Source organism: Streptomyces sp. S063 (genome assembly GCF_002832675.1).
Classification (GTDB): domain Bacteria; phylum Actinomycetota; class Actinomycetes; order Streptomycetales; family Streptomycetaceae; genus Streptomyces; species Streptomyces sindenensis.
Genome location: NZ_CP021707.1, coordinates 4,676,399 through 4,696,689, shown reverse-complemented (window position 1 = coordinate 4,696,689; position 20,291 = coordinate 4,676,399). Strand labels below are relative to the sequence as shown.

General features: G+C 71.7%; 16 protein-coding genes and 1 pseudogene. 3 read left to right on the top strand and 14 right to left on the bottom strand.

Features of this window, described 5'->3' with window-relative positions; all coding sequences use genetic code 11:
- Positions 1-9: 9 nt before the first annotated feature.
- The gene (locus CCZ36_RS21910) at positions 10-705 is read right to left on the bottom strand and encodes a LuxR C-terminal-related transcriptional regulator (RefSeq protein WP_006126978.1); all 696 of its coding nucleotides are present in this window, start codon (positions 703-705) and stop codon (positions 10-12) included.
- Positions 702-1,988, bottom strand: coding sequence for an ATP-binding protein (locus CCZ36_RS21905; protein WP_069739892.1), 1,287 nt, complete (start codon positions 1,986-1,988; stop codon positions 702-704). The genes CCZ36_RS21910 and CCZ36_RS21905 overlap by 4 nt, the downstream gene beginning before the upstream one ends.
- A 169-nt stretch (positions 1,989-2,157) precedes the next feature.
- Here CCZ36_RS21905 and CCZ36_RS21900 point away from each other — a divergent pair, with 169 nt between their 5' ends.
- The gene (locus CCZ36_RS21900) at positions 2,158-3,504 is read left to right on the top strand and encodes a PspC domain-containing protein (RefSeq protein WP_069739891.1); all 1,347 of its coding nucleotides are present in this window, start codon (positions 2,158-2,160) and stop codon (positions 3,502-3,504) included.
- Positions 3,491-3,754, top strand: coding sequence for a hypothetical protein (locus tag CCZ36_RS21895; RefSeq protein ID WP_079134307.1), 264 nt, complete (start codon positions 3,491-3,493; stop codon positions 3,752-3,754). The genes CCZ36_RS21900 and CCZ36_RS21895 overlap by 14 nt, the downstream gene beginning before the upstream one ends.
- Here CCZ36_RS21895 and CCZ36_RS21890 read toward each other — a convergent pair.
- The 9 genes and pseudogenes from CCZ36_RS21890 to guaA form a co-directional block, all read right to left on the bottom strand.
- Positions 3,661-4,173, bottom strand: coding sequence for a DoxX family protein (locus CCZ36_RS21890; RefSeq protein ID WP_069739890.1), 513 nt, complete (start codon positions 4,171-4,173; stop codon positions 3,661-3,663). The two genes, CCZ36_RS21895 and CCZ36_RS21890, sit on opposite strands and share 94 nt — an antisense overlap.
- Before the next feature lie 104 nt (positions 4,174-4,277).
- Entirely contained in the window at positions 4,278-5,546 is a 1,269-nt protein-coding gene (locus CCZ36_RS21885; RefSeq protein ID WP_069739889.1) for a hypothetical protein, read from the bottom strand.
- A 155-nt stretch (positions 5,547-5,701) separates the two neighbouring features.
- Positions 5,702-6,769, bottom strand: a complete 1,068-nt coding sequence (locus CCZ36_RS21880; RefSeq protein WP_164873535.1) for an FUSC family protein — start codon at positions 6,767-6,769, stop codon at positions 5,702-5,704.
- A 46-nt stretch (positions 6,770-6,815) separates the two neighbouring features.
- Positions 6,816-8,282, bottom strand: a complete 1,467-nt coding sequence (gene zwf / locus CCZ36_RS21875) for a glucose-6-phosphate dehydrogenase (protein WP_069744144.1) — start codon at positions 8,280-8,282, stop codon at positions 6,816-6,818.
- Positions 8,282-9,759 (bottom strand): annotated as a pseudogene (locus CCZ36_RS21870) (sugar porter family MFS transporter). Before CCZ36_RS21870 ends, zwf begins: the two are co-directional and overlap by 1 nt.
- A gap of 232 nt (positions 9,760-9,991) precedes the next feature.
- Positions 9,992-10,357 (bottom strand): aldose epimerase family protein, encoded by a 366-nt coding sequence (locus tag CCZ36_RS21865; protein WP_237302719.1) that lies wholly within the window; start codon positions 10,355-10,357, stop codon positions 9,992-9,994.
- A 104-nt stretch (positions 10,358-10,461) separates the two neighbouring features.
- Complete coding sequence (locus CCZ36_RS21860; protein WP_069739885.1) at positions 10,462-11,217, bottom strand: SAM-dependent methyltransferase; 756 nt, start codon at positions 11,215-11,217, stop codon at positions 10,462-10,464.
- A gap of 43 nt (positions 11,218-11,260) precedes the next feature.
- Positions 11,261-11,872, bottom strand: coding sequence for a Uma2 family endonuclease (locus CCZ36_RS21855; protein ID WP_128818385.1), 612 nt, complete (start codon positions 11,870-11,872; stop codon positions 11,261-11,263).
- Positions 11,873-11,999: 127 nt separating this feature from the next.
- On the bottom strand, positions 12,000-13,586 hold the full coding sequence (gene guaA, locus CCZ36_RS21850; protein WP_069739883.1) for a glutamine-hydrolyzing GMP synthase: 1,587 nt from the start codon (positions 13,584-13,586) through the stop codon (positions 12,000-12,002).
- A gap of 344 nt (positions 13,587-13,930) precedes the next feature.
- On the opposite strand from guaA, the gene CCZ36_RS21845 reads away from it, so the two are divergent.
- Entirely contained in the window at positions 13,931-14,236 is a 306-nt protein-coding gene (locus tag CCZ36_RS21845) for a chorismate mutase (protein ID WP_069739882.1), read from the top strand.
- Positions 14,237-14,589: 353 nt separating this feature from the next.
- Here CCZ36_RS21845 and CCZ36_RS21840 read toward each other — a convergent pair whose 3' ends face one another.
- The 3 genes from CCZ36_RS21840 to CCZ36_RS21830 form a co-directional block, all read right to left on the bottom strand.
- Positions 14,590-16,347, bottom strand: coding sequence for a peptidase (locus tag CCZ36_RS21840; protein WP_128818384.1), 1,758 nt, complete (start codon positions 16,345-16,347; stop codon positions 14,590-14,592).
- Between the two features lie 158 nt (positions 16,348-16,505).
- Positions 16,506-18,386 carry a GMC oxidoreductase gene (locus tag CCZ36_RS21835; RefSeq protein ID WP_069739880.1) on the bottom strand — a complete coding sequence of 627 codons (1,881 nt, stop codon included), beginning with the start codon at positions 18,384-18,386 and terminating at the stop codon, positions 16,506-16,508.
- 65 nt (positions 18,387-18,451) lie between these two features.
- A complete protein-coding gene (locus CCZ36_RS21830) occupies positions 18,452-20,068 on the bottom strand; it encodes a succinic semialdehyde dehydrogenase (RefSeq protein WP_069739879.1) in 1,617 nt (538 codons plus the stop codon).
- Positions 20,069-20,291 lie beyond the last annotated feature (223 nt).

Below are 20,291 nucleotides of genomic sequence, written 5' to 3'. Positions count from 1 at the left end.
GCCCCGGCCTCAGACCAGCCGTCGCGCCGTCGCCCAGCGGGTCAGTTCGTGCCGGTTGGAGAGCTGGAGCTTCCGCAGCACCGCCGAGACGTGCGACTCGACCGTCTTCACCGAGATGAACAGCTGCTTGGCGATCTCCTTGTACGCGTAGCCCCGGGCGATCAGCCGCAGGACCTCGCGCTCGCGCTGGGTGAGGCGGTCCAGGTCCTCGTCGACCGGCGGGGCGTCCGTGGAGGCGAAGGCGTCGAGGACGAAGCCGGCCAGGCGGGGCGAGAAGACCGCGTCGCCCTCCTGGACCCGGAAGACGGAGTCGACGAGGTCGGTTCCGGTGATCGTCTTGGTGACATAGCCGCGCGCACCACCCCGGATCACGCCGATGACGTCCTCCGCTGCGTCCGACACGGACAGCGCGAGGAAGCGGACCGGGTTCTCCGCCGTGCCCATCAGGGGGGCGCAGCGGCGGAGCACCTCGACGCCGCCGCCGCCCGGGAGATGGACGTCGAGGAGGACGACCTCGGGGCGGGTCGCGGTGATGACGGTGACCGCCTGGTCGACGTCGGCGGCCTCGCCGACCACCTCGACGCCGGTCTCCTCGGTGCGGCCGATCTCGGCCTGCACCCCGGTGCGGAACATCCGGTGGTCGTCGACGAGCACGACCCGTACCCGTCGCTCCGGGCCCCCGGTGGCTTCGGTGTTCTCGGTCATTCGCTCGCCCTCTCCATCTCCAGCTCGACCTCGGTGCCTCCGCCGGGCACCGAACGCAGCCGGGCGGTCCCGCCGTTGCGCTGCATCCGGCCGATGATTGATTCTCGTACGCCCATGCGGTCGCCGGGAACCTCGTCCAGGTCGAAACCCGGGCCCCGGTCCCGTACGGACACGAAGACCGTACGGCCCTCGACCTCCGCGAAGACCTGGACCGCCCCGCCCTCGCCACCGTACTTGGCGGCGTTGACCATCGCCTCGCGCGCGGCCTGCATCTGCGCGGACAGCTTCTCGTCGAGGGGGCAGTCGCCGACCACGACGACCTCCAGGGGCACGCCGTGCTTGTCCTCGACCTCGGCGGCGGCCCGTTTGACCGCCTCGGCCAGGGTCTCCGGTTCGTCGTCCTCGTCCTTGCCGGTGCCCTCGGGGTTGTAGAGCCAGTTGCGCAGCTCGCGTTCCTGGGCGCGGGCGAGGCGTCTGACCTCGCCGGCGTCGTCCGCGTTGCGCTGGATCAGGGTGAGGGTGTGCAGCACGGAGTCGTGGACGTGGGCGGCGACCTCGGCCCGCTCCTGGGCGCGGATGCGCATCAGGCGCTCCTCGGAGAGGTCCTGGGTCATCCGCACGAGATAGGGGCCGGCGAGCAGGAAGATGCCGGTCAGCACGGCGATGGCGGCGGTCAGCACATTGCCGAGCTGGGCGGCGGAGCCGCGGACGACGAGGAAGACGGCGAGACCGAGGCCGACGAGGGCGACCCCGGCGAGGCCGCGGGCCACGTGGAGCAGCCTGCGGTTGCGGCTGACCTCCATCCAGCGGGCCCGCCGGGCGTTGTCCGCCTGCCGCCAGACCAGGACGGAGCCCGCGCCGATGAGGAGGGTGGGCCAGATGTAGCGGCCGGTCTCGCCGCCCATGTCGACGTTGACGAAATAGGCGACGGCCCCGATCGTCAGGGCGACCAGGGCGAAGACCTGGCCCTTGTCCGGCTTGCGGAGCCTGCGGCGGCCGTCCGCGACGGTCTCGAAGACGGAACGGGAAGGCTCGACACCGCCCACACCGAGCGGGACGACGATCCAGAACACCGCGTAGAGCAGGGCGCCGAGGCCGTCGGTGACGAACAGTCCGAGGAAGACGAGCCGCACCCAGGCGACCGGCAGCCCGAGATGTCCGGCGAGCCCGCGCGCGACGCCGCCGAGCAGCCGGCCGTCGGCGCTGCGGTAGAGCTTGCGCACCGGCGGCTCCTCCGGGTCGGCGGCGAGGGAGCTGGCGGCTCGGGCGGTGGCGGCTGGCATACCCCGATCGTCACACGCGCGGACGCGGGGCGGCATCAGGGTAAGCCCCCGAAGTGACCCTGATGCTGTCCCCCGTGTCCCGGGTGGAGGGTGGAGTCAGGGCAATATCAGGGACCGTCCAGGGTCGGGGCGGCTCCCGGCGGGCGGTCGGGCCCGTCACCATGGAGGCATGACCGCTCCCTCCAACGCCGGCCCCGGCGTCGCGCCCCCCGAAGCGCCGAAGCCGACGCTGCGGCGCACCCCACGGCAGAAGGTCGTCGCCGGGGTGTGCGGCGGGCTCGGCCGGTACTGCGACGTGGACCCGGTGATCTTCCGGATCGTGATCGGCGTGCTCTCGGTGACCGGGGGCATCGGGCTGATCTTCTACGGTTTCGCCTGGCTGCTGCTGCCCGCCGACGACGAGGACGAGAACGAGGCGCGCAAGCTGCTGTCGGGGCGGGTCGACGGGGCGTCCCTGGTGGCACTGCTGCTGGCGCTGATCGGCTGCGGTCTTTTCCTGTCGATGCTGCACAACCGGGGCATGCTGTCGTTCGCCGCGCTGCTGTCGGTGGCCGTAGTCGGCTTCGCCGTGTGGACGCAGTCCCGGCGGACGGCGGCCCCGGAGGACCCGGCGGCCCCGCCCGGCACACCGGCCCCCTCTTCGGGTCCCGCGCACACGGGCGGGCTCGGCGCGCCGCCGGAGGTGAAGGCCCCGCCGACGCCGGGCGGCCCGTCGTGGTGGCGGGACCCGATCGTCAAGGACGGCACCACCGGACCGGTCGGCTCCGGCTATCTGTGGGGGCCGTCGGACACCGACGCGGAGGCCGCGCGGGCCGGGGCGAAGGCCGGGCAGCCCACTCCGGACGCCCCGTTCCGGACCCCGCGGCCCTCCCCCGAGCCGCGCGGGCCGCGTTCCATCGGCGGCTTGGTCTTCCTGACGGCGCTGGTGGCGGGCGGTCTGGGGACCGGGCTGAGCTGGGAGCACCAGCCGCTGGGCACGGCACTCCAGATCGGTCTGGCCGCGGCTCTCGCCGTCTTCGGGCTCGGCCTGCTGATCGCTTCGCTGCTGGGGCGGACCGGCTTCGGCACGGTCTTCTTGGCCATGGTCACGGCGGGTCTGCTGGCGGGCGCGGCGGCGCTGCCCAAGGAGATCGACACCTCGTGGGTCCGCCAGGAGTGGCGGCCCGCGTCGGTGACCGCCGTCCGGCCGAGCTACGAACTGAGCACGGGCGACGCCCGGCTGGACCTGTCCGGCCTGAAGGTCCCCGAGGGCGAGACCGTGCGCACGGAGCTGGACGTGGTGGCGGGGCGGGCGGCCGTCGTCGTTCCGGCGAACGTGACGGTGAAGGTGCGCGCCGAGGCGGGTCTCGGGGAGGTCCGTCTCGAGGACGGGCAGCGGGTCCAGGTCCGGATCAACAGCGGCGAGTCGACCGAGCGCACGCTGCCGCCGGCGAAGGGCATGGCTCCCGCCGGAACGGTCGAGCTGGACGTGGAAGTCGGCATCGGACAGGTGGAGGTCACCCGTGCTACGTCATGAATTCCGGCCCGGCAGGGCCGTGGCCGGTCTGGTGATGCTGGGCCTGGCCGCCGGTTACGCGGCGGACGCGGCCGGGGGCTGGGAGGCCACGTGGACGTTCTTCCTGCCGTTGTTCCTCGGCGGGCTGTGGCTGGCCGCGACGGTGACCTGGGCCGCCTACATGCTGCGGCGGCGGCGCGAGGCGAAGAAGGCGTCGGCGGAGAACAGCGGGGCGCCCGCGAGCACGAGCGGCAGCCACGCCATCAGGTAGGGCAGGTCGTTGCCGTAGTAGTACGGGGTGGCCTGCCAGCTCACGGTCAGCCAGAGGCTCAGCGAGATGAGGGCGCCGCCGAGTGCGGCGAGGCGGGCCCAGAGGCCGACGAGGGTGCCGAGGCCGACGAGGAGTTCACCGATCGCGATGGCGTATCCGAAGCCCTCGGGGCTCTTCAGGGCCAGGTCGACGAGGGCGGGGATCGCGGAGGAGTCGCGCACCCCGCGCATCATCTCGCCGATGGAGCCGCTGCCGGTCGCGGACAGGAACGCGCTGTCGGTGAGCTTGTCGAGGCCCGCGTAGACGAAGGTGACGCCGAGGAAGATCCGCAGCGGCAGCAGGGCGTACGTGCCCGCCTGTTCCTTCAGCGTCCTGCGCTCGCCCAGCCCGTACGAACCCCGCTCGCCGTAACCGTTCATGACCGCTGCCCCACTTCCCGATGTCCCGTCACTTCGACCATACGTACGCCTTCGGCGCGCCGCTCACCAGGGTCGCGGGGCAGATCGGGGAAAGCGGGCGGTCGTCAGTCGGTGACGTCGATCGGGACCCGGTCGGTCTCCACCCCGGCGGCGGTGACGACCTGGACGTCCACGGTCCCCGGCTCGACCTCGACCGGGACGGGCACGGTGAGAACCGTGTCGGTGGGGTTGGCGAAGCCCCCGGCGACCGGGACCAGCGGGACGTGGACGTGGACGGTCCCTATCCGGACGACGAGCCGGGCCAGCCGGTCGGGGGTGCCCGCGCCGGGCGGTACGAAGCCCGCGCCCCGGATCTCGATGTCGTCACCGGTCCGGATGGCGCCGTCCAGGTCCCCGGCCTCCCGGGCCCGCACGACGGACAGCACGACGGGCCGCCCGCCCTCCGCGTACTTCCCGGCGAAGTAGGTCGCCGCCGAGACGGCCACCAGCAGCGCGAGCCCCCAGGGCAGATCGGGCAGCTGCTCGGGGCGGCGGGCGAGGCGAACCCCGGCGAACAGTACGGCGACGGCGCTGACCAGCACGTACTGCACGTCGGTGAACGACCCGCGCCCGGAGTCGTCGGTGAGCAGGTCGGCGGCGCGCGGCCGGTCCGCGCGCAGCTTCTGGAGCCGTCGGCCCAGCACCCGTACGGTCACGACGCGGCGCACGACGACGGCGACCGCGCAGACCAGGGCCAGCACGGCGACGACCCCGGCGGAGCGTACGAGGTCGAGCCCCTCGATCAGTGCGTCCCGCTCGTCCGGGTCGGAGGCCCCGGCCAGCTGCAGGGCGAGGACGAGAACGGCGAAGACGGCGAGCAGCACCCAGGAGGCGGCCACCGTCCGGGAGGTGGAGAGCCGGTTGTCCTCCCCGATCAGCGGGGCGAGGAGGCCGCCGCGGGCACGGTGGAGGCGGGCGGCGACGGTGAGCAGCCCGGCCGTGACGAGGGCGGCGAGCAGCGCGGCGGTGCGGGCGGTGGACCAGCCGGCCCCGATCGCGGTGACGCAGACGCCGACGAGCAGCGCCCCGGCCGCGCCCCAGACGGTGAACAGGGTGTACCGCCAGACCTGGTGGAGCCAGGCGTCCCCGGCCTCCCGGGCCCGTTCGGCGACGGCGCGGGCGGACCCGGTCAGCTCGTCGGAGACCCACTGCCGGGAGGCGGAAGCGGACTGGGCGACCCCGGCGGGCAGCCCGTTGCCCGCCGCGAGTTCGTCCCGCTTGGCGAGGAACGCGGCGACCGCGTGCCGGTGTCCGCGACGCGCTCCGTGCGGGCAGTCGCCGCAGGTGCATCCGCCGCCGGACGTGCCGCTCGTCCTGGTTTCGTCCAACGCCACGGAGGATTACGCCCTTTCCCGCCCCGGTACAGCCAACTCACTTGCGATATCAGCGAATTGTGCCGTACGGGGCGGCCGGTCCTCACATCGGGGCAAGCCGGGGACGGGCGCAGTTCACACGTTCGAGTGATCCGCCACCGCGCGAGGCCGTCCGGCTACTCCCCGGGATGTGCCCGGCGTTCGACGGTGATGTCGGTGGACCCGTCGCGCACCGCCCGCTCGGCCTCGTCCGGGTCGGCGCCGGCGAAGACCAGGATGTCCGCCGCGACCAGCCGTACGCTTTCCCCCACCGCGACCGGTACGGCCGAGCCGCGTTCCGGGGCGTCCCGGACGATGTCGAGGGTGCGCCGGGCGACATGCTGGAACACGGCATGGCTTCCGCGCGCCTCTGCCAGAGCGTCCAGGGCCCCGGACAGCTCCCGTAGCGTGGCGGCGAGCGCCTTCCTGTGCACGGGGTCGAGGATCGTCGCGCCGCGAATGAGCGTGAGGCAGCTGTTGCCGAGCAGGTCCAGACAGCGTGTGGCGGCGATCTCCCGCTGGATCGGCTCCCGCCGACCGCGCCAGCGCGGGGTCCGGCGGGCGACGGCGATCGCGTCGTCACGGGTGCGGCCCAGATCGTTCAACAGGGTGTAGACCGGGCGGAGTTCCTTCCACGCCTGGCCCTCCTGCTCATCGGCCGAAGCGTCCAGGGGCCGGGCCGCCAGCTCCATCGCGCGGCCCAGCCCTCTCAACGTGGCGGCCTCCGCCCGTCTCAGCAGGGTGAACGGGTGTGGCGGGAAAAGGACTTGGCTGAACACGAGAGCGACGCCCGCGCCGAGCAGGGCGTCCTGTACGCGGTCGACGCCGGCCTGCTGCCCGGCCGCGACGGAGATCACCGCGCCCACGGCGGCCTGCGCCATCGTGATGCGCTCCCCGTCGATGAGGAGTGCGACGAGGAGCGCGCACAGCACGGCGGCGCCGACGGCCCCGTCACCGTGGCCGAGGAAGCGGAAGGCCAACTGCCCCACGATGACGCCCGCGATGACCCCGGCCATGACCCGGACCGCGTTGGTGCCGCGCCCGCCGACCGGTGTGTTGAGGGCGACGAGTGTCGCGATCGGGGCGAAGAGCGGGACGTGGTGGTCGAAGACGTTCCCGGCGATCCACCAGGAGAGCGCGGCCGCGGCCGACTGCTGGAGCACCGGCCACAGGTTGGCCTTGACGCGCGGCCACGTCCCACGCATCGTCCTCCCTCCTTGCCGCCCGGTCGGGCCGGTCCGCGACGGGTCCTCAGCCGGCCGGCGCGACGCCGGGCCCGCGTTCCCCGGCCGGGCGGGCGTCGTCGAACAGGCGGGGGCCCAGCTCGTGCCAGTTCCGCAGCCCCGGGAGACGGTCGCCCGCGTCCGGTCCCCAGCTTCCCGGTGCGTACGGCAGGGGCGGCTCGACCGGGTCGAGGACGGGGCCCACGATGCGCCAGCACTCCAGGACGGTGGGGAAGAAGGCGAAGCATTCGGGGTCGCCGACGACGGCCCCGTGCAGGATGTTCTCGTACGGGAGTTCCTGCCGCCCCAGCACTTGCGCGAAGTCGACGCCGATGGGCACGGCCAGCGGTCCGTCGGTGCTTTCGGGCTTGTTCAGCATCAGGTCCGCCCGGATGCCGGTGTCGCCGTCGATGCGGAAGCGGATGGTGTTCGGCGGCGCCTGGATGCCGTCGCCGCCGAAGAGTTCCAGTGGCGGCTTGCGCAGTTCGACGACGACCTCGGTGGCGGAGACGGCCAGCGCTTTGCCACTGCGGAGGTAGAAGGGGACGTCGGCCCAGCGCCAGTTGTCGACGAACATACGGGTCGCGAAGTAGGTCTCCGTGGTGGAGCCGGGCTTGACGCCCTCGACATCCCGGTAGCCGTCGTACTGGCCGCGGACGGTCACGGCGGGGTCCATGGTGCGGGTCGCGTGCAGTGCCCGCCACTTCTCCAGCCCCTGCGCCTGGGCGTTGGTGGCGCTCGGCGGTTCCATCACCAGAAGGGCCAGGACCTGGAGCATGTGGTTCTGGACCACGTCGCGCAGGCAGCCCACCGCGTCGTAGAAGGAGCCGCGGTCGGCGACGTCGAAGTCCTCGGCGAGGGTGATCTGGACGTTGTCCACGTAGGCGCGGTGCCAGATCGGTGCGAGCAGTGTGTTGGCGAACCGGGAGACCATCAGGCTCTCGACCGCGCGGTTGCCGAGGAAGTGGTCGACGCGCAGCAGATGGGCGTTGTCGAAGTGGGCGGAGAGTTCGTCCTGGAGCTTTCGCGCGGAGTCGAGGTCGTGTCCGAACGGCTTCTCCACCACCAGCCGGGCGTTCCGGTTCAGGCCCTCGGCGGCCAGCGAGCCGGCGACCTCGGTGAACAGCGACGGCGGGATCGCCAGGTAGTACGTCACGAAGCCACGCCCGGCCACGGCCTCGCGCAACCGGGTGAAGGTGGCGGCGTCGGCGAAGTCCCCGGCGACGATGGACAGGTTCGCCGCGAACCGGGCGAAGACCTCCTCGTCGATGTCCGTGCCCTCGGCGGTGACTGCCTCCCGCGCGTGTCTGCGCAGGGCGTCGTCGTCCCAGTCGGTGGCGGCCACCCCGATGACGGGCACGGTGAGCTTGCCGGACTCGGTGAGCCGGTACAGGGCGGGCAGCAGCATCTTCTTGGCGAGGTCGCCGGAGATACCGAAGAGCACCAGGGCGTCGGACGGTTCCATCTCGGGCGGGCTGAGGAGGGTTTCGGTCATCACGACCGTCCTTTCTGGGGGGTAGCCGCATTCGAGGGGTTGTCCGGCGTGCCCTGGTCGCGCCCGAAGCGGGCGTTCAGCGCCGTTTCGATCTGTTCGGGGTCGCGGCCCTTGGTCTCGGGCAGGTAGCGGCTGACGAAGAAGAACGCGAGCACGCAGATCGCGGCGAAGATCCAGAACGTCTCGCCCTGGCCGAGGGCGGAGGCCACGGGGAGGAAGGCGAGGCTGACGATGAAGTTGGAGATCCAGTTGACTGCCGTGGCCACGCTGGACCCCTCCGCCCGGACGGACGGCGGGAAGATCTCGCCCAGCAGTGTCCAGAACACCGGTCCGAGGCCGCCGGCGTAGGCGGCGATGTAGATCACCATGAACAGCAGCGTCAGCACCGAGTTCATGCCGACCACGAACGCGAGCCCGAGCATGAAGATCGAGACCGCCATGAGGGCCAGCGAGACGAGCACCATGAGGCGGCGGCCGGCCCGGTCGACCAGACGGATCGCGATGAGCGTCATGACCAGGTTGATCAGGCCGATGAACACGGAGTAGAAGATGGAGTTCGACGCGTTCAGACCGGTCTGCTGGATGATGGTCGGCGCGTAGTAGATGATCGTGTTGATCCCGCCGAACTGCTGTACGGCGGCGAGGGTGAGCCCGACGACGAGGGCTGGACGCAGGTCGGGCGTGAGTAGTCTCTTGGCCGCCCGGCCGGAGGACTCGGCGTTCCGCTTCCGCTGCTCGCGGTCCTCGGCGATCCGGTGCTGGGCCCGGGCGACCAAGGCGTCCGCCGTGGCCTCGTCGGCGACCGAGGCGATACCCTTGCGCGCCCTCTCCGCCTGCCCGTGCGCGATGAGCCACTGGGGCGACTCGGGAAGGAACCACAGGGTCGCCGCCACCATGAGGGCGGCCGGGACCACGCCGACGGCGAACATGGCCCGCCACATCCCGCCGCTGGAGAAGGCGAGGTTGACCAGGTAGGCGATCAGGATGCCGAGGGTGATCATCAGCTGGTTCATCGTGAGCAGCCGGCCACGGATCTTCGTCGGTGAGATCTCGGAGAGGTAGACCGGCACCGTCGCCGATGCCGCACCGACCGCGAGGCCGAGGATGATACGGCCCACCATGAGGACGGGGTATCCGTTCGCGGTGCTCGCGATCGCCGTGCCGATGATGAACACCACGCCGATCAGGCCGAGCGCTTTCCTCCGCCCGAGTCCGTCGGAGAGCCGGCCGGCCGAGGTGGCGCCGATCACCGCGCCGATGAGCAGCACACTGACCACGCTGCCCTGCTCGAAGGAGTTCAGGTCGAAGTCCTGCTTGATGTACAGCAGGGCGCCGGACACAACCCCGGTGTCGAAGCCGAAGAGGAAGCCGCCCAGAGCGATCGCGGCTGCCCAGCGGGTGATCTTCCGTTGCCCCTCGGGGGAACGTCAGTGAGCGGCCCGTGGGTGCCCGGTTCCTTGGAAAAGCCCTGGACCATGTCGCTTCCTCCGTCGTGAGCGTGCTCGCCCTGGCCACATCATCACTTTCCCGGACGAAAAGATGGTGTTGCGAAGCAATCGGGTGGCTTGAGGACAAATGAACTGGCCACCCGCGGCCACGACGGAGCGGCGCTCGCCCGCAATGGCCGCTCCGGCAGGTGATACCGATCCGTCCGGCCGAGCGGCCCGAGGAGGACACGGGTGCGGCCGTCGCGCAGTTTCCGGGCCGGGTCAGCCGTGGAGGACGCCCCAGCCGCCGATGTACGACGCGCCCGGGGCCGGCCGGATCAGGTCGGTACCGCTGCCCAGGGCATTCGGCGGTCCCGTCATCGGCTCGACGCCGATGCCCCGGCGGTGCGGGGCGGGCGGCACCTGGTCCGCCGTGTAGACCTCCAGCCATGGCTGGGCCTCGTCCAGCCAGAATCGGGTGGCGCGCCGCGAGCCTTCCAGGCGGACCCAGGCGCGCCCGTCGGCGTCGCGGTCGAGACCGGTGAAGGCGACGTCGATGGCCTGCTTCCCGATACGGCGCGGGGTGGTGAAGTCGTACGCCGTGCCCGCGACGTCGACCGTCGGGTCGGAGGGGAGCATCCGCTCCATGCCCACCGCCGACGATGGACCGGAAGGTGTCCGGGCCCGCTGCACGGCCCTGCGCACGGCTTTCGTCGACGCCGCTCGGCAGTGCCTCGCGGACCAGCTGTAGGTCAGGTGCCGAGCACCAGATAGGCGAGGGTGAGGTACGAGCGGTAGCCGCCGTAGTAGCCGGTGCGGCGGGCGTCGATCTCGGCCGTCACCTCGGCGTGCAGCGGATGGTCCGGGTTCGCCAGGGCCCAGCGTTGGCCGCGTCCGATGGGGCCCTCGGACTCGAAGAGGTCCCATTCGCGCTCGTCGGCGACGGTGACCTGGAGGGCGCGCAGCCCGACGGACTCGGCGAGCCGGATCAGCTCCAGCAGCGACCCGAAGTCCCCCGGCCCGGCCCCGATGCCCTCCAGCGCGGCCGGGGTCGGTTCCTTGAGCCAGACCGCCTCGCCGAACAGCACCCGCCCGCCGGGGCGCACGGTGGCGGCCAGCGCGGTGAGGGCTTCGCGGGTGGTGCCGGGCCAGGCGTGCGAGGAGCCGATGGAGACGGCGAGGTCGTATCCGCCGTCCGACCACTGGGCGGCGGGCGTCTCGTGGAACCGCACCCGCTCCGTGAGCCCCCGCTCCTCGGCGAGCTTCCGCCCGCGCGCCACGGCGGCCGGGTCGGTCTCGACGCCGTCCCCGGTGGCCCCGGGCGCGGACTCGACGAGCCGCATCAGCAGTTCGCCCCAGCCGGACCCGAGATCGACGATCCGGGCCCCGGGGGCGGGGTCGCAGGCGGCGATCAGCCGGGCCGCATGCTCCTCGGAGAGCGGGGTGTTCCAGGTGAGGCGGTCGTTCCCGGCGGCGGAGATGATGGCGTGGACTTCTTCGGCGGACATGAGGGAGGAGCCTGGCACGGGTGGAGGGGCCCGTGCCAGGGAATTACCGGCGGCCCCGGTGGTAGATCTCGCTGAGGTCCACGTCGATCCGGAAGGGAACGGACAGGTTCATCTTCTGGTGGTGGATTCCGGTGGGCGTGTAGGTGTGCGTCGCCGGGTCGAGCTCGTAGACGTAGACGACGGGCAGATCGTCGTCACCCTGCTCGACCCGCCAGAAGTGCTTGACCCCGGCCTCGGCGTACTTGCGCGGTTTGACGCCCCGGTCGCGCTCCAGGGAATCGGGGGAGACGACCTCGACAGCGAGGACGACGTCCTCCGGTGCGTACCAGGTCTGGTCGGGTCCGGTGTCGGCGTCGGCCCGGTACACCAGCAGGTCCGGCTCCGGGCGGTTGCTGGCGTCCAGCCTGATGGTCATCTCCCGGTCGACGTCCAGATCCGCGGGAACGTGGGCGAGAAGCGCGGATTCCAACAGCCACATGGCTCGCGTGTGGAACTTCCGCTGCGGACTCTTGAAGACGAGACTCCCGTCAATCAGCTCGGTGTGGGGCGGGAGGCCCGGAATCCGGTCGAGGTCGTCCGCCGTCCAGCCGCCCTCCGGCGGGACCGGCCACCGGTTCGGCTCCTGCTCAAGCCTGTCCTCGGGTGCGGCGCTCATAGTTGCTCCCATACGCCGGAGTCTCGTCTCTTCACTCAGCGTACCCATCCGATACGACAATGCCGCCGCCCAAACGAATGAGCGACGGCATCGGCGTCGACCTGGGGCTCTCAGAGAGCGGGGAAGGTCACTCCCACTCGATCGTCCCCGGCGGCTTGCTCGTCACGTCGAGGACGACGCGGTTGACGTCGGCGACCTCGTTGGTGATGCGGGTGGAGATCTTCGCCAGCGTCTCGTACGGCAGGCGCGACCAGTCGGCCGTCATCGCGTCCTCGGAGGAGACCGGGCGCAGCACGATCGGGTGGCCGTAGGTGCGGCCGTCGCCCTGGACGCCGACCGAGCGGACGTCGGCGAGGAGGACCACCGGGCACTGCCAGATGTCGCGGTCCAGGCCGGCCGCCGTCAGCTCCTCGCGGGCGATGGCGTCGGCCTCGCGGAGCAGATCGAGGCGGTCCTTGGTGACCTCGCCGACGATGCGGATGCCGAGGCCGGGGCCGGGGAACGGCTGGCGCTGGACGATCTCCTCGGGGAGGCCCAGCTCCTGGCCGACCATGCGGACCTCGTCCTTGAACAGCTGGCGCAGCGGCTCGACGAGCTGGAACTCGATGTCGTCGGGGAGGCCGCCGACGTTGTGGTGGGACTTGATGTTGGCGGTGCCGGTGCCGCCGCCGGACTCCACCACGTCCGGGTAGAGCGTGCCCTGGACGAGGAAGGCGACCTCGGGGCCCTCCTCCTGGAGGATCTCCAGCTGGGCCTGCTCGAAGACGCGGATGAACTCGCGGCCGATGATCTTCCGCTTCTGCTCCGGGTCGGAGACCCCGGCGAGGGCGTCGAGGAAGCGCTTCTCCGCGTCGACGACCTTCAGCTTCGCGCCGGTCGCGGCGACGAAGTCCTTCTCGACCTGCTCGGTCTCGCCCTTGCGCATCAGACCGTGGTCGACGTAGACGCAGGTCAGCTGGGAGCCGATGGCCTTCTGGACCAGGGCCGCCGCCACCGCGGAGTCGACGCCGCCGGAGAGGCCGCAGATGGCGCGCTTGTCGCCGACCTGCTCGCGGATGAGGGCGACCTGCTCCTCGACCACGTTGGTGGTGGTCCAGTTCGGCTCGATGCCCGCGCCACGGTAGAGGAAGTGCTCCAGGACCTGCTGGCCGTGGGTCGAGTGCATGACCTCCGGGTGGTACTGGACGCCGTACAGCTTCTTCTCGTCGTTCTCGAAGGCGGCGACCGGGACCACGTCGGTGGAGGCGGTGACCGTGAAGCCCTCGGGTGCGGCCGAGCAGGCGTCGCCGTGCGACATCCACACCGGCTGCTCGGTGGGCGTGCCCTCGAAGAGCGTCGAGCCCGCCTTGGTGACGTGCAGCGGGGTACGGCCGTACTCACGGGCCCCGTTGTCGTCGACCGTGCCACCGAGCGTGGTGGCCATCAGCTGGAAGCCGTAGCACATGCCGAAGACCGGGACGCCGGCCTCGAACAGCGAGCGGTCCAGGGACGGCGCGCCCTCCGCGTACACCGACGACGGGCCGCCGGAGAGGATGATCGCGCGGGGGTTCTTGGCCAGCATCTCGGCCACCGGCATGGTGGACGGGACGATCTCGCTGTAGACCCGGGCCTCACGGACGCGGCGGGCGATGAGCTGGGCGTACTGCGCGCCGAAGTCGACGACGAGGACCACGTCGGCCGTGGCGTCGGGGGCGGCGGGGGGTGCTGCTGGCACGGGGCGGCCTTCCGGCGGTGGTGATGAGGGTCGGTGCTTCCGATTCTACCGGCCGTGCGCGGACCCTCCTCCGGGCCGGTGAGGCCGGGGAGGCGACCGTCGCTCGTCTCACGATCCGGGCCCCGTTTTGTCGGGTCGACGGAAGCACCGCCATAATGTGCGCCATGCGTCAGCACACGACCTTCGTCTTTACCTATGGCATCCGGCCCGCCGGCTGCCATGGTCGTGCTGCTTGAGCTACTGACAAGCAACGTTCCAGGCGCCCCGGGCCAGCAGGCCCGGGGCGTTCTGCGTATCCGGGCCCGTTCGCCCCGGGTGGCCTCCGATCATCAGGAGTCACCATCATGAGCAGCATCGGCATCGGCACCACGGACACCACCACCGCCACCGGCGCCCACACCGACGAGGCCGCCGTCCTGATCGGCGGGGCCCGGGAGCGCATCGACGCCCTCGACGACCGGATCATCGGTCTCGTCCAGGAACGGATGGCCGTCTCGGCGGTGATCCAGGAGGCCCGGATCACCTCGGGCGGCCGACGGGTCAACCTCTCCCGCGAGACGGCTGTGCTCGGCCACTACAGGGACGCGCTGGGCAAGCCGGGCACCGCGCTGGCCATGACGCTCCTGGAGCTGTGCCGCGGCCGGGTGTGAGGCCCAGCGGGCGGCGCGCGGACGGAACGGTTCTCCGCCCGCCTCGCACGGGCCGTATCTGCGTTCGGGGCCCGTCTCACCCGTACGGCGCGTGACCAGGAGCGCGGTGCCTTCGTTGGTCCTGATGTCCGTGCCAACCAGGGGCGGCATCGGTAGGAAACCACGCGTGGCTCCGCCGGGGAGTGTGACGTACTGCAGGTGCGTCGTGGGACCACGACCCGGCGTATGTGACCGGTCCGCAGGGGACAGCAGCCCGGTCACCCCATATGCGGCCGATCCCGGGGACGCCCGGGTCGGCCGCATCGGAACGCATCCGGGCGGAGGCCCGCTCCCTCCTCCGCCCCCTCCGCTTCTCAGCTCTGGCGCGCGGCCCGTCGCCGTGCCGCCGTGAACAGCACCAGGCCCGCCGCCAGCGCCGCGGCCGCCGTGCCCGAGGCGATCAGGGCGACCGATCCCGTCGAGGCGAGGCCGCCGCCGTCGCCGGAGCCCCCGGCGGTGCCCGCCGAGGAGCCGCCGGACGTGGTGGACGCCGAGGGACTGGCGGTGCCGGACGGGCTCTTCTCCGGGTCCGGGGCCGAGGTCGGCGGGGTGGACGGCTCGCCGGAGCCACCGCCGTCGCCGCCCGCCGTCACGCCGCCGGAGTCGGAGCCGCCGCCCTCACCGTTCAGGACCAGGTAGGCCGTGTTGTTGCCGGGCTTCGGGTCGAACGGGAGCTTCGGGTTCTGCAGCCAGGTGTTGCGTACGGTGACCGTGCCGCTCGCGCCGACCATGGCCTTGTCGACCCGCAGCTCGAAGGGCAGGTCGAGGCCGGCTCCGTCCCGCACGGTCATCGAGGTGTTGCAGACGTAGCGCGGCGCGGGGCTCTTCTGGTCCTCACGGTACGAACCGTCGGCCTTCACCGCGCGGCAGCGTTCCGGCTTCGACGTGACCGAAGTGCCCTGCGGGACGGTGAAGTCGACGGTGGCGACGTCCTCGCCGGAACGGATGTGGCCGATCCACGCCGGGCCCTCGTTGCGGAAGCCGATGTCGGCCTTGACGGTGGATCCCTCGGGCCCGGCCACGTCGTCGCCGTACGCGACGAAGTCGGCCGTGTTCTTCGTACGGAAGTCGACATCCTGCTGGTTGTCGTACGGATTGAGGTCAGCGCTGCTGACTGCCGCGCCCTTCTTCACCGGGACCGCCTTCAGCACGCCGCCGGTGCCCCGCTCGAAGGCGGCGCCCGCACGCTGGGCGGCACGCTGGGCGGCGCTGTCCTCCTGGATGCGGTACAGGAAGGTGTCGTAGTAGGCGCGCTCGGTGGCCTCCAGCGTCAGCGGGGTCGCCAGCGTGTACGTCGCGCCCGCCTCGAAGGCCCCCTCGACGGAGCAGAGCGCCGTGGTCGAGCCGAAGTCCGGCTGGCCCGGGTCGTCCACGGTGTACTCGCAGTTCGAGTAGCGCTGCGGGATGTCCAGGCCACGCGAGTACCGCAGCGTGAGCAGGACGCCGTCGGCGTCCCGGGTCCCGCGGTTGGCGAAGGTGATCGGTGCCTGCTGCTTCTCCCCCGGGGCCAGCTCCGTCCTGAACGGCAGCCGCTCCATCACGAGGTCGGGGCCGCCGACCGTGACCCGGGTGGTGAACGGCGTGAAGGTGGCGCCCTCCGCCTCGCCGGTCACCGTGATCGTTCCGGAGTCACCGTTCTCGCTGCCGTCGGCGGCGGTGACGAGGAGGTCCGCCGCGCCCTGGAGGCCGGGCCAGATGCCCCAGTCCTCGCAGACGGCCTTCGTACCGGTGATCTCGCAGTCCGGACTCGACTCGCCGTCGAACTTCACGTCGGCGACGCCCGCGACGCCGCTGAGGTCGAAGGTGAGGGTGAAGTAGCCGCCGAAGCCGCCGTTCTCCTCGTCCTCGGACGGGTTGTTGAGGCTGATCCCGACCGTGGACGCCTTCGGCCGGCCACTCTTCGGATACGGGTGCAGGGCCGTATCGGCCGGGCCACCGAGCGTGAACACCGGCGTGTCCGCGGCCTGCGCCGGGGCGGCCGCCCCGGCGAGCGAGGCCGCGGCCAGCAGGCCTGCGGCGGCGAGCGAACCGGCTGCGCGGTGCAGCACGGTTCTCGGGGAACAGAGTGTCATCGGGTACCTCGGGGACTCGGCAGGAGCTGTGTGGCTGCTGTGACAGGTGTCGCGGTACGGGTTGGACCGCGCAGCTCCCCGAACAGTTGTCCTCCCCAAGATCACGGATTGGGCACGGTCACGGATGACGGTGCGCGGTCACGGATGACGAGGCCCGGTCACGGGTTGGGGACCGGGGTGTTCCCGACGCCCTCCACATCCGTCCCGGCCTCCGTCGTCCCCTTCGGCGGCACCACCGGGATGCCCAGGAACGGCAGCTTCAGCGCGCCGAACGCCTCCTTGGGCACGGCGGGCGTGCGCGGGGCGACCGGGGCGAGCCGCTCGTAGGCCGCGTCCTGCTCCGGGCGCGGGTCCGCCTCGCCCTTGTTGGGCCACAGCGACATCGCGCGCTCGGCCTGGGCGGTGATGGTCAGCGAGGGGTTGACGCCGAGGTTGGCGGAGACGGCGGAACCGTCGACGACGCTGATGCCGGGGTGGCCGTAGAGGCGGTGGTACGGGTCGATGACGCCTTCCTCGGCGCTCGCGCCGATCGGGCAGCCGCCGAGGAAGTGGGCGGTGAGCGGGGTGCCCATCAGCTCGCCGACGTTGGATCCGGCGAAGCCGTTGATCTCCTCGGCGAGCAGGGTGGCGCCGAGGGTCGCCTCCGGGATCTGCGTCGGGTTGGGGGCGCCGTGGCCCTGGCGGGCGGTGAGCAGGCCCTTTCCGACGCCGCCCGGTTTGCGGTACGTGGTCAGCGAGTTGTCCAGCGACTGCATGACCAGGCCGATGATGGTCCGCTCGGACCAGCGGCGGTTGGAGAGCGAACGGGCGGCGAGGGTGGGGTGCTTGATCATGTTGGCGATCCAGCCGCGCACCCGGTGTGCCCCGTAGGGGACCTGGAGGACCGTCAGCGCCCCCATGGCGTTGGAGCCCCTGCCGTAGCGGACGGGCTCGATGTGGGTGTTGTCGTCGGGGTGGATCGACGAGGTGATCGCGACGCCCCGGGTGAAGTCGGCCTTGGCGGTGCCGTGCTTCTTGCGGTAGCGGCGGTCGCTGGTCTGGGCGCCCACCAGGCCTTCGGAGTTGGTACGGGTCAGCTCCCCGAGCTTCGCGGAGAGCCGGGGCAGGAGGCCCCGGTCCTTCATCGTGTGCAGGAGCGTCTGGGTGCCGTACGTTCCGGCGGCGATGACGACCTTGCGGGCGCGCAGCTTGGTGGGCTTCGCCCTGCGGCGGCGGTCGGTGGGGACGGTCAGGACGCGGTAGCCCCCCTCGGGGTCCTCGGTGACGGCGACGACGGAGGTCATCGGGTGGATGACCGCTCCGGCCCGCTCGGCGAGGTAGAGGTAGTTCTCGTTGAGGGTGTTCTTCGCGCCGTGGCGGCAGCCCGTCATGCACTCGCCGCACTCGGTGCAGGCTTTGCGGTCGGGGCCCGCGCCGCCGAAGTACGGGTCGGGGACCTGCCCGCCGGCCTTGGCCCTCGCGGTGCCGTCGGCGTCCTTGCCGTCGCCGAAGAAGACGCCGACCGGGGTCATGTGGAAGGTGTCGCCGACGCCCATGGTCTCGGCGACGGCCTTGAGGTGGATGTCCGAGGGGGTCATCGTCGGGTTGAGACGGACCCCGAGCATCCGGCGGGCCTGGTCGTAGTACGGCTTCAGCTCGTCCTGCCAGTCGGTGATCGAGGCCCACTGCCGGTCCTCGAAGAACGGGGCGGGCGGCACGTACAGCGTGTTGGCGTAGTTGAGCGACCCGCCGCCGACGCCGGCCCCGGCGAGCACCATGACGTTGCCGAGAAGGTGGATGCGCTGGAGGCCGAAGAGGCCGAGGGCGGGGGCCCAGAGGTAGTTCTTCAGGTCCCAGGAGGTCTTGGGGAGCGTGCCGGGGGTGAAGCGGCGGCCCGCCTCCAGGACGCCGACGCGGTAGCCCTTCTCGGTGAGCCGGAGCGCCGACACCGCGCCCCCGAAGCCGGAGCCGACGACCAGGACGTCGTAGTCGTACGCGGCGTCGTCCTCGGCCGGGACATGGCTCACGGCCTGTTTCTGGGCAGGGCTGTCCTGGGACATGGCACTCCTCGGAACGGAATCGGTACGAAAAGGACGGAAGCCGCTACGGCGTCGGTGTCGGCGTCTCAGCGCAGCCGGAACGCCTTCATCACCTTGAGGCTGGTCGTCATGAACGCGGCGTACTTCTCGTCGTCCATCCCGAAGGCGGGCGCGAGCGGGATCAGCCGCTGCTGGGCGACGGTCTGGGCCTCGGTGTACTTGAGGATGCCCTCGGAGCCGTGCCGCCGGCCGAGGCCGGACTCCTTCATGCCGCCCATCGGGGACTGGACGCTGCCGTAGGCGGGCGCGTACCCCTCGTTGATGTTGACGGTGCCGGTGCGCAGCCGGGCGGCTACCTCGTGGCCGCGCCGGGAGTCGGTGGTCCAGACGCTGGAGTTGAGACCGTACGGGGTGGCGTTGGCCAGCGCGATGACCTCGTCCTCGTCGCTGAAGCGGTAGATCGCGACGACCGGCCCGAAGGTCTCCTCGGCGCAGACGGCCATGGGGGCCTCGACGCCGTCGAGGATGGTCGGCTCGTAGAACAGCGGGCCGATGTCGGGGCGGGCGACGCCGCCGGCGACGAGGGTCGCGCCCTTCTCGACGGCCTCGTCGACATGGCGCGCGACGGTCTCCAGCTGGCGTTCGCCGACGAGGGAGCCCATGTCGGCCCCGTACGCCAGGGAGTTGCCGAGCCGCATGGCCTTCGTCCGGGTGGCGAAGCGCTGGACGAAGTCGTCGGCGATGGACTCGTGGACGTACAGCCGCTCGATGGAGATGCAGAGCTGTCCGGCGGAGGAGAAGCAGGCGCGGACGGCTCCGGCTGCGGCCTTCTCGACGTCGGCGTCCTTGAGGACGAGCATGGCGTTCTTGCCGCCGAGCTCCAGGGAGACGCCGACCAGGCGGTTGGCGGCGCCGACGGCGACCTCGCGGCCGGTGCGGGTGGAGCCGGTGAAGGAGACGTAGTCGGCGCGGCTGACGACCTCGGGGCCGACGACCGGGCCCTCGCCGAGGACGATCTGGAAGACCTCGGCGGGCAGTCCGGCCTCGATCAGCAGGTCGCGGGCCCACAGGGCGGTGAGCGCGGTCTCGGTGTCGGGCTTCATCACGACGGCGTTGCCGGAGACGAACGCGGGGAGCGCGTCGCCCACGGAGAGTTCCAGCGGGTAGTTCCAGGGGGCGATCTGGCCGACGACGCCGCGCGGCTGACGCAGTTCGGTGACCTTGGTGAGGGTCGGGACGACGCCGGTGTGGCGGCGGGGCTTGAGGTAGGAGGCGGCCCTGCGCCCGTAGTGGCGGGCGGCGACGGCGACGGCCTGCACCTCCTCGTGGGCGTGCAGCCGGGCCTTGCCGGTCTCCAGCTGGATGAGGTCGAGGACCTCGGCCTGGCGGCTCAGGACGAGATCGTGGAAGCGCAGCAGGACGGCGGCGCGCTGCCGTACGGGGACGGCGGCCCAGACGGGCTGTGCGGCGCGGGCCCGGTCGAAGGCGGTGGCCACGTCCTCGGGGGTGGACTCGGGCAGATCGGCCAGCTTCTCCCCGGTGAAGGGGGTGTGGTTGGCCGTACGGCCCGATCCGACGACCCCGCGGGTCAGCTGGGCGATCACCTCGGGGGTGACCACGTCGGCGGCCGTGCGCACCCCGGCGGGGGCGACCGCCACGGGGTTCGTACCGAGAGGGGCGTCAAGGGCCTGCGAGTCCGTCATGGGGCCGAGAGTATGTCCAGCCGGAGCCTTTGGGTACCCGTCGGTAACAGTTTTTCACAGGACCCGCCACCCCCGTTCGGCGCCACCCTCGAACGAGCCAGTGATCACTGGCGACATAACCGCTGATCAGTGGCGTTACGGCCGGTCACCCGACGGCGGTCGGCCCGCGGCACTCAGGAAGCGTGAATTTTCAGGCCCTCGGTCAGCGGGGCGAAGATCGCGT

What these genes read in the sequence shown, in the direction of transcription:
- CCZ36_RS21910 (WP_006126978.1), bottom strand. Translation starts at nt 705, where the DNA reads ATGACCGAGAACACCGAAGCCACCGGGGGCCCGGAGCGACGGGTACGG.
- CCZ36_RS21905 (WP_069739892.1), bottom strand. Translation starts at nt 1,988, where the DNA reads ATGCCAGCCGCCACCGCCCGAGCCGCCAGCTCCCTCGCCGCCGACCCG.
- CCZ36_RS21900 (WP_069739891.1), top strand. Translation starts at nt 2,158, where the DNA reads ATGACCGCTCCCTCCAACGCCGGCCCCGGCGTCGCGCCCCCCGAAGCG.
- CCZ36_RS21890 (WP_069739890.1), bottom strand. Translation starts at nt 4,173, where the DNA reads ATGAACGGTTACGGCGAGCGGGGTTCGTACGGGCTGGGCGAGCGCAGG.
- CCZ36_RS21880 (WP_164873535.1), bottom strand. Translation starts at nt 6,769, where the DNA reads ATGCGTGGGACGTGGCCGCGCGTCAAGGCCAACCTGTGGCCGGTGCTC.
- zwf (WP_069744144.1), bottom strand. Translation starts at nt 8,282, where the DNA reads ATGACCGAAACCCTCCTCAGCCCGCCCGAGATGGAACCGTCCGACGCC.
- CCZ36_RS21865 (WP_237302719.1), bottom strand. Translation starts at nt 10,357, where the DNA reads ATGGAGCGGATGCTCCCCTCCGACCCGACGGTCGACGTCGCGGGCACG.
- CCZ36_RS21860 (WP_069739885.1), bottom strand. Translation starts at nt 11,217, where the DNA reads ATGTCCGCCGAAGAAGTCCACGCCATCATCTCCGCCGCCGGGAACGAC.
- CCZ36_RS21855 (WP_128818385.1), bottom strand. Translation starts at nt 11,872, where the DNA reads ATGAGCGCCGCACCCGAGGACAGGCTTGAGCAGGAGCCGAACCGGTGG.
- CCZ36_RS21845 (WP_069739882.1), top strand. Translation starts at nt 13,931, where the DNA reads ATGAGCAGCATCGGCATCGGCACCACGGACACCACCACCGCCACCGGC.
- CCZ36_RS21840 (WP_128818384.1), bottom strand. Translation starts at nt 16,347, where the DNA reads ATGACACTCTGTTCCCCGAGAACCGTGCTGCACCGCGCAGCCGGTTCG.
- CCZ36_RS21835 (WP_069739880.1), bottom strand. Translation starts at nt 18,386, where the DNA reads ATGTCCCAGGACAGCCCTGCCCAGAAACAGGCCGTGAGCCATGTCCCG.
- CCZ36_RS21830 (WP_069739879.1), bottom strand. Translation starts at nt 20,068, where the DNA reads ATGACGGACTCGCAGGCCCTTGACGCCCCTCTCGGTACGAACCCCGTG.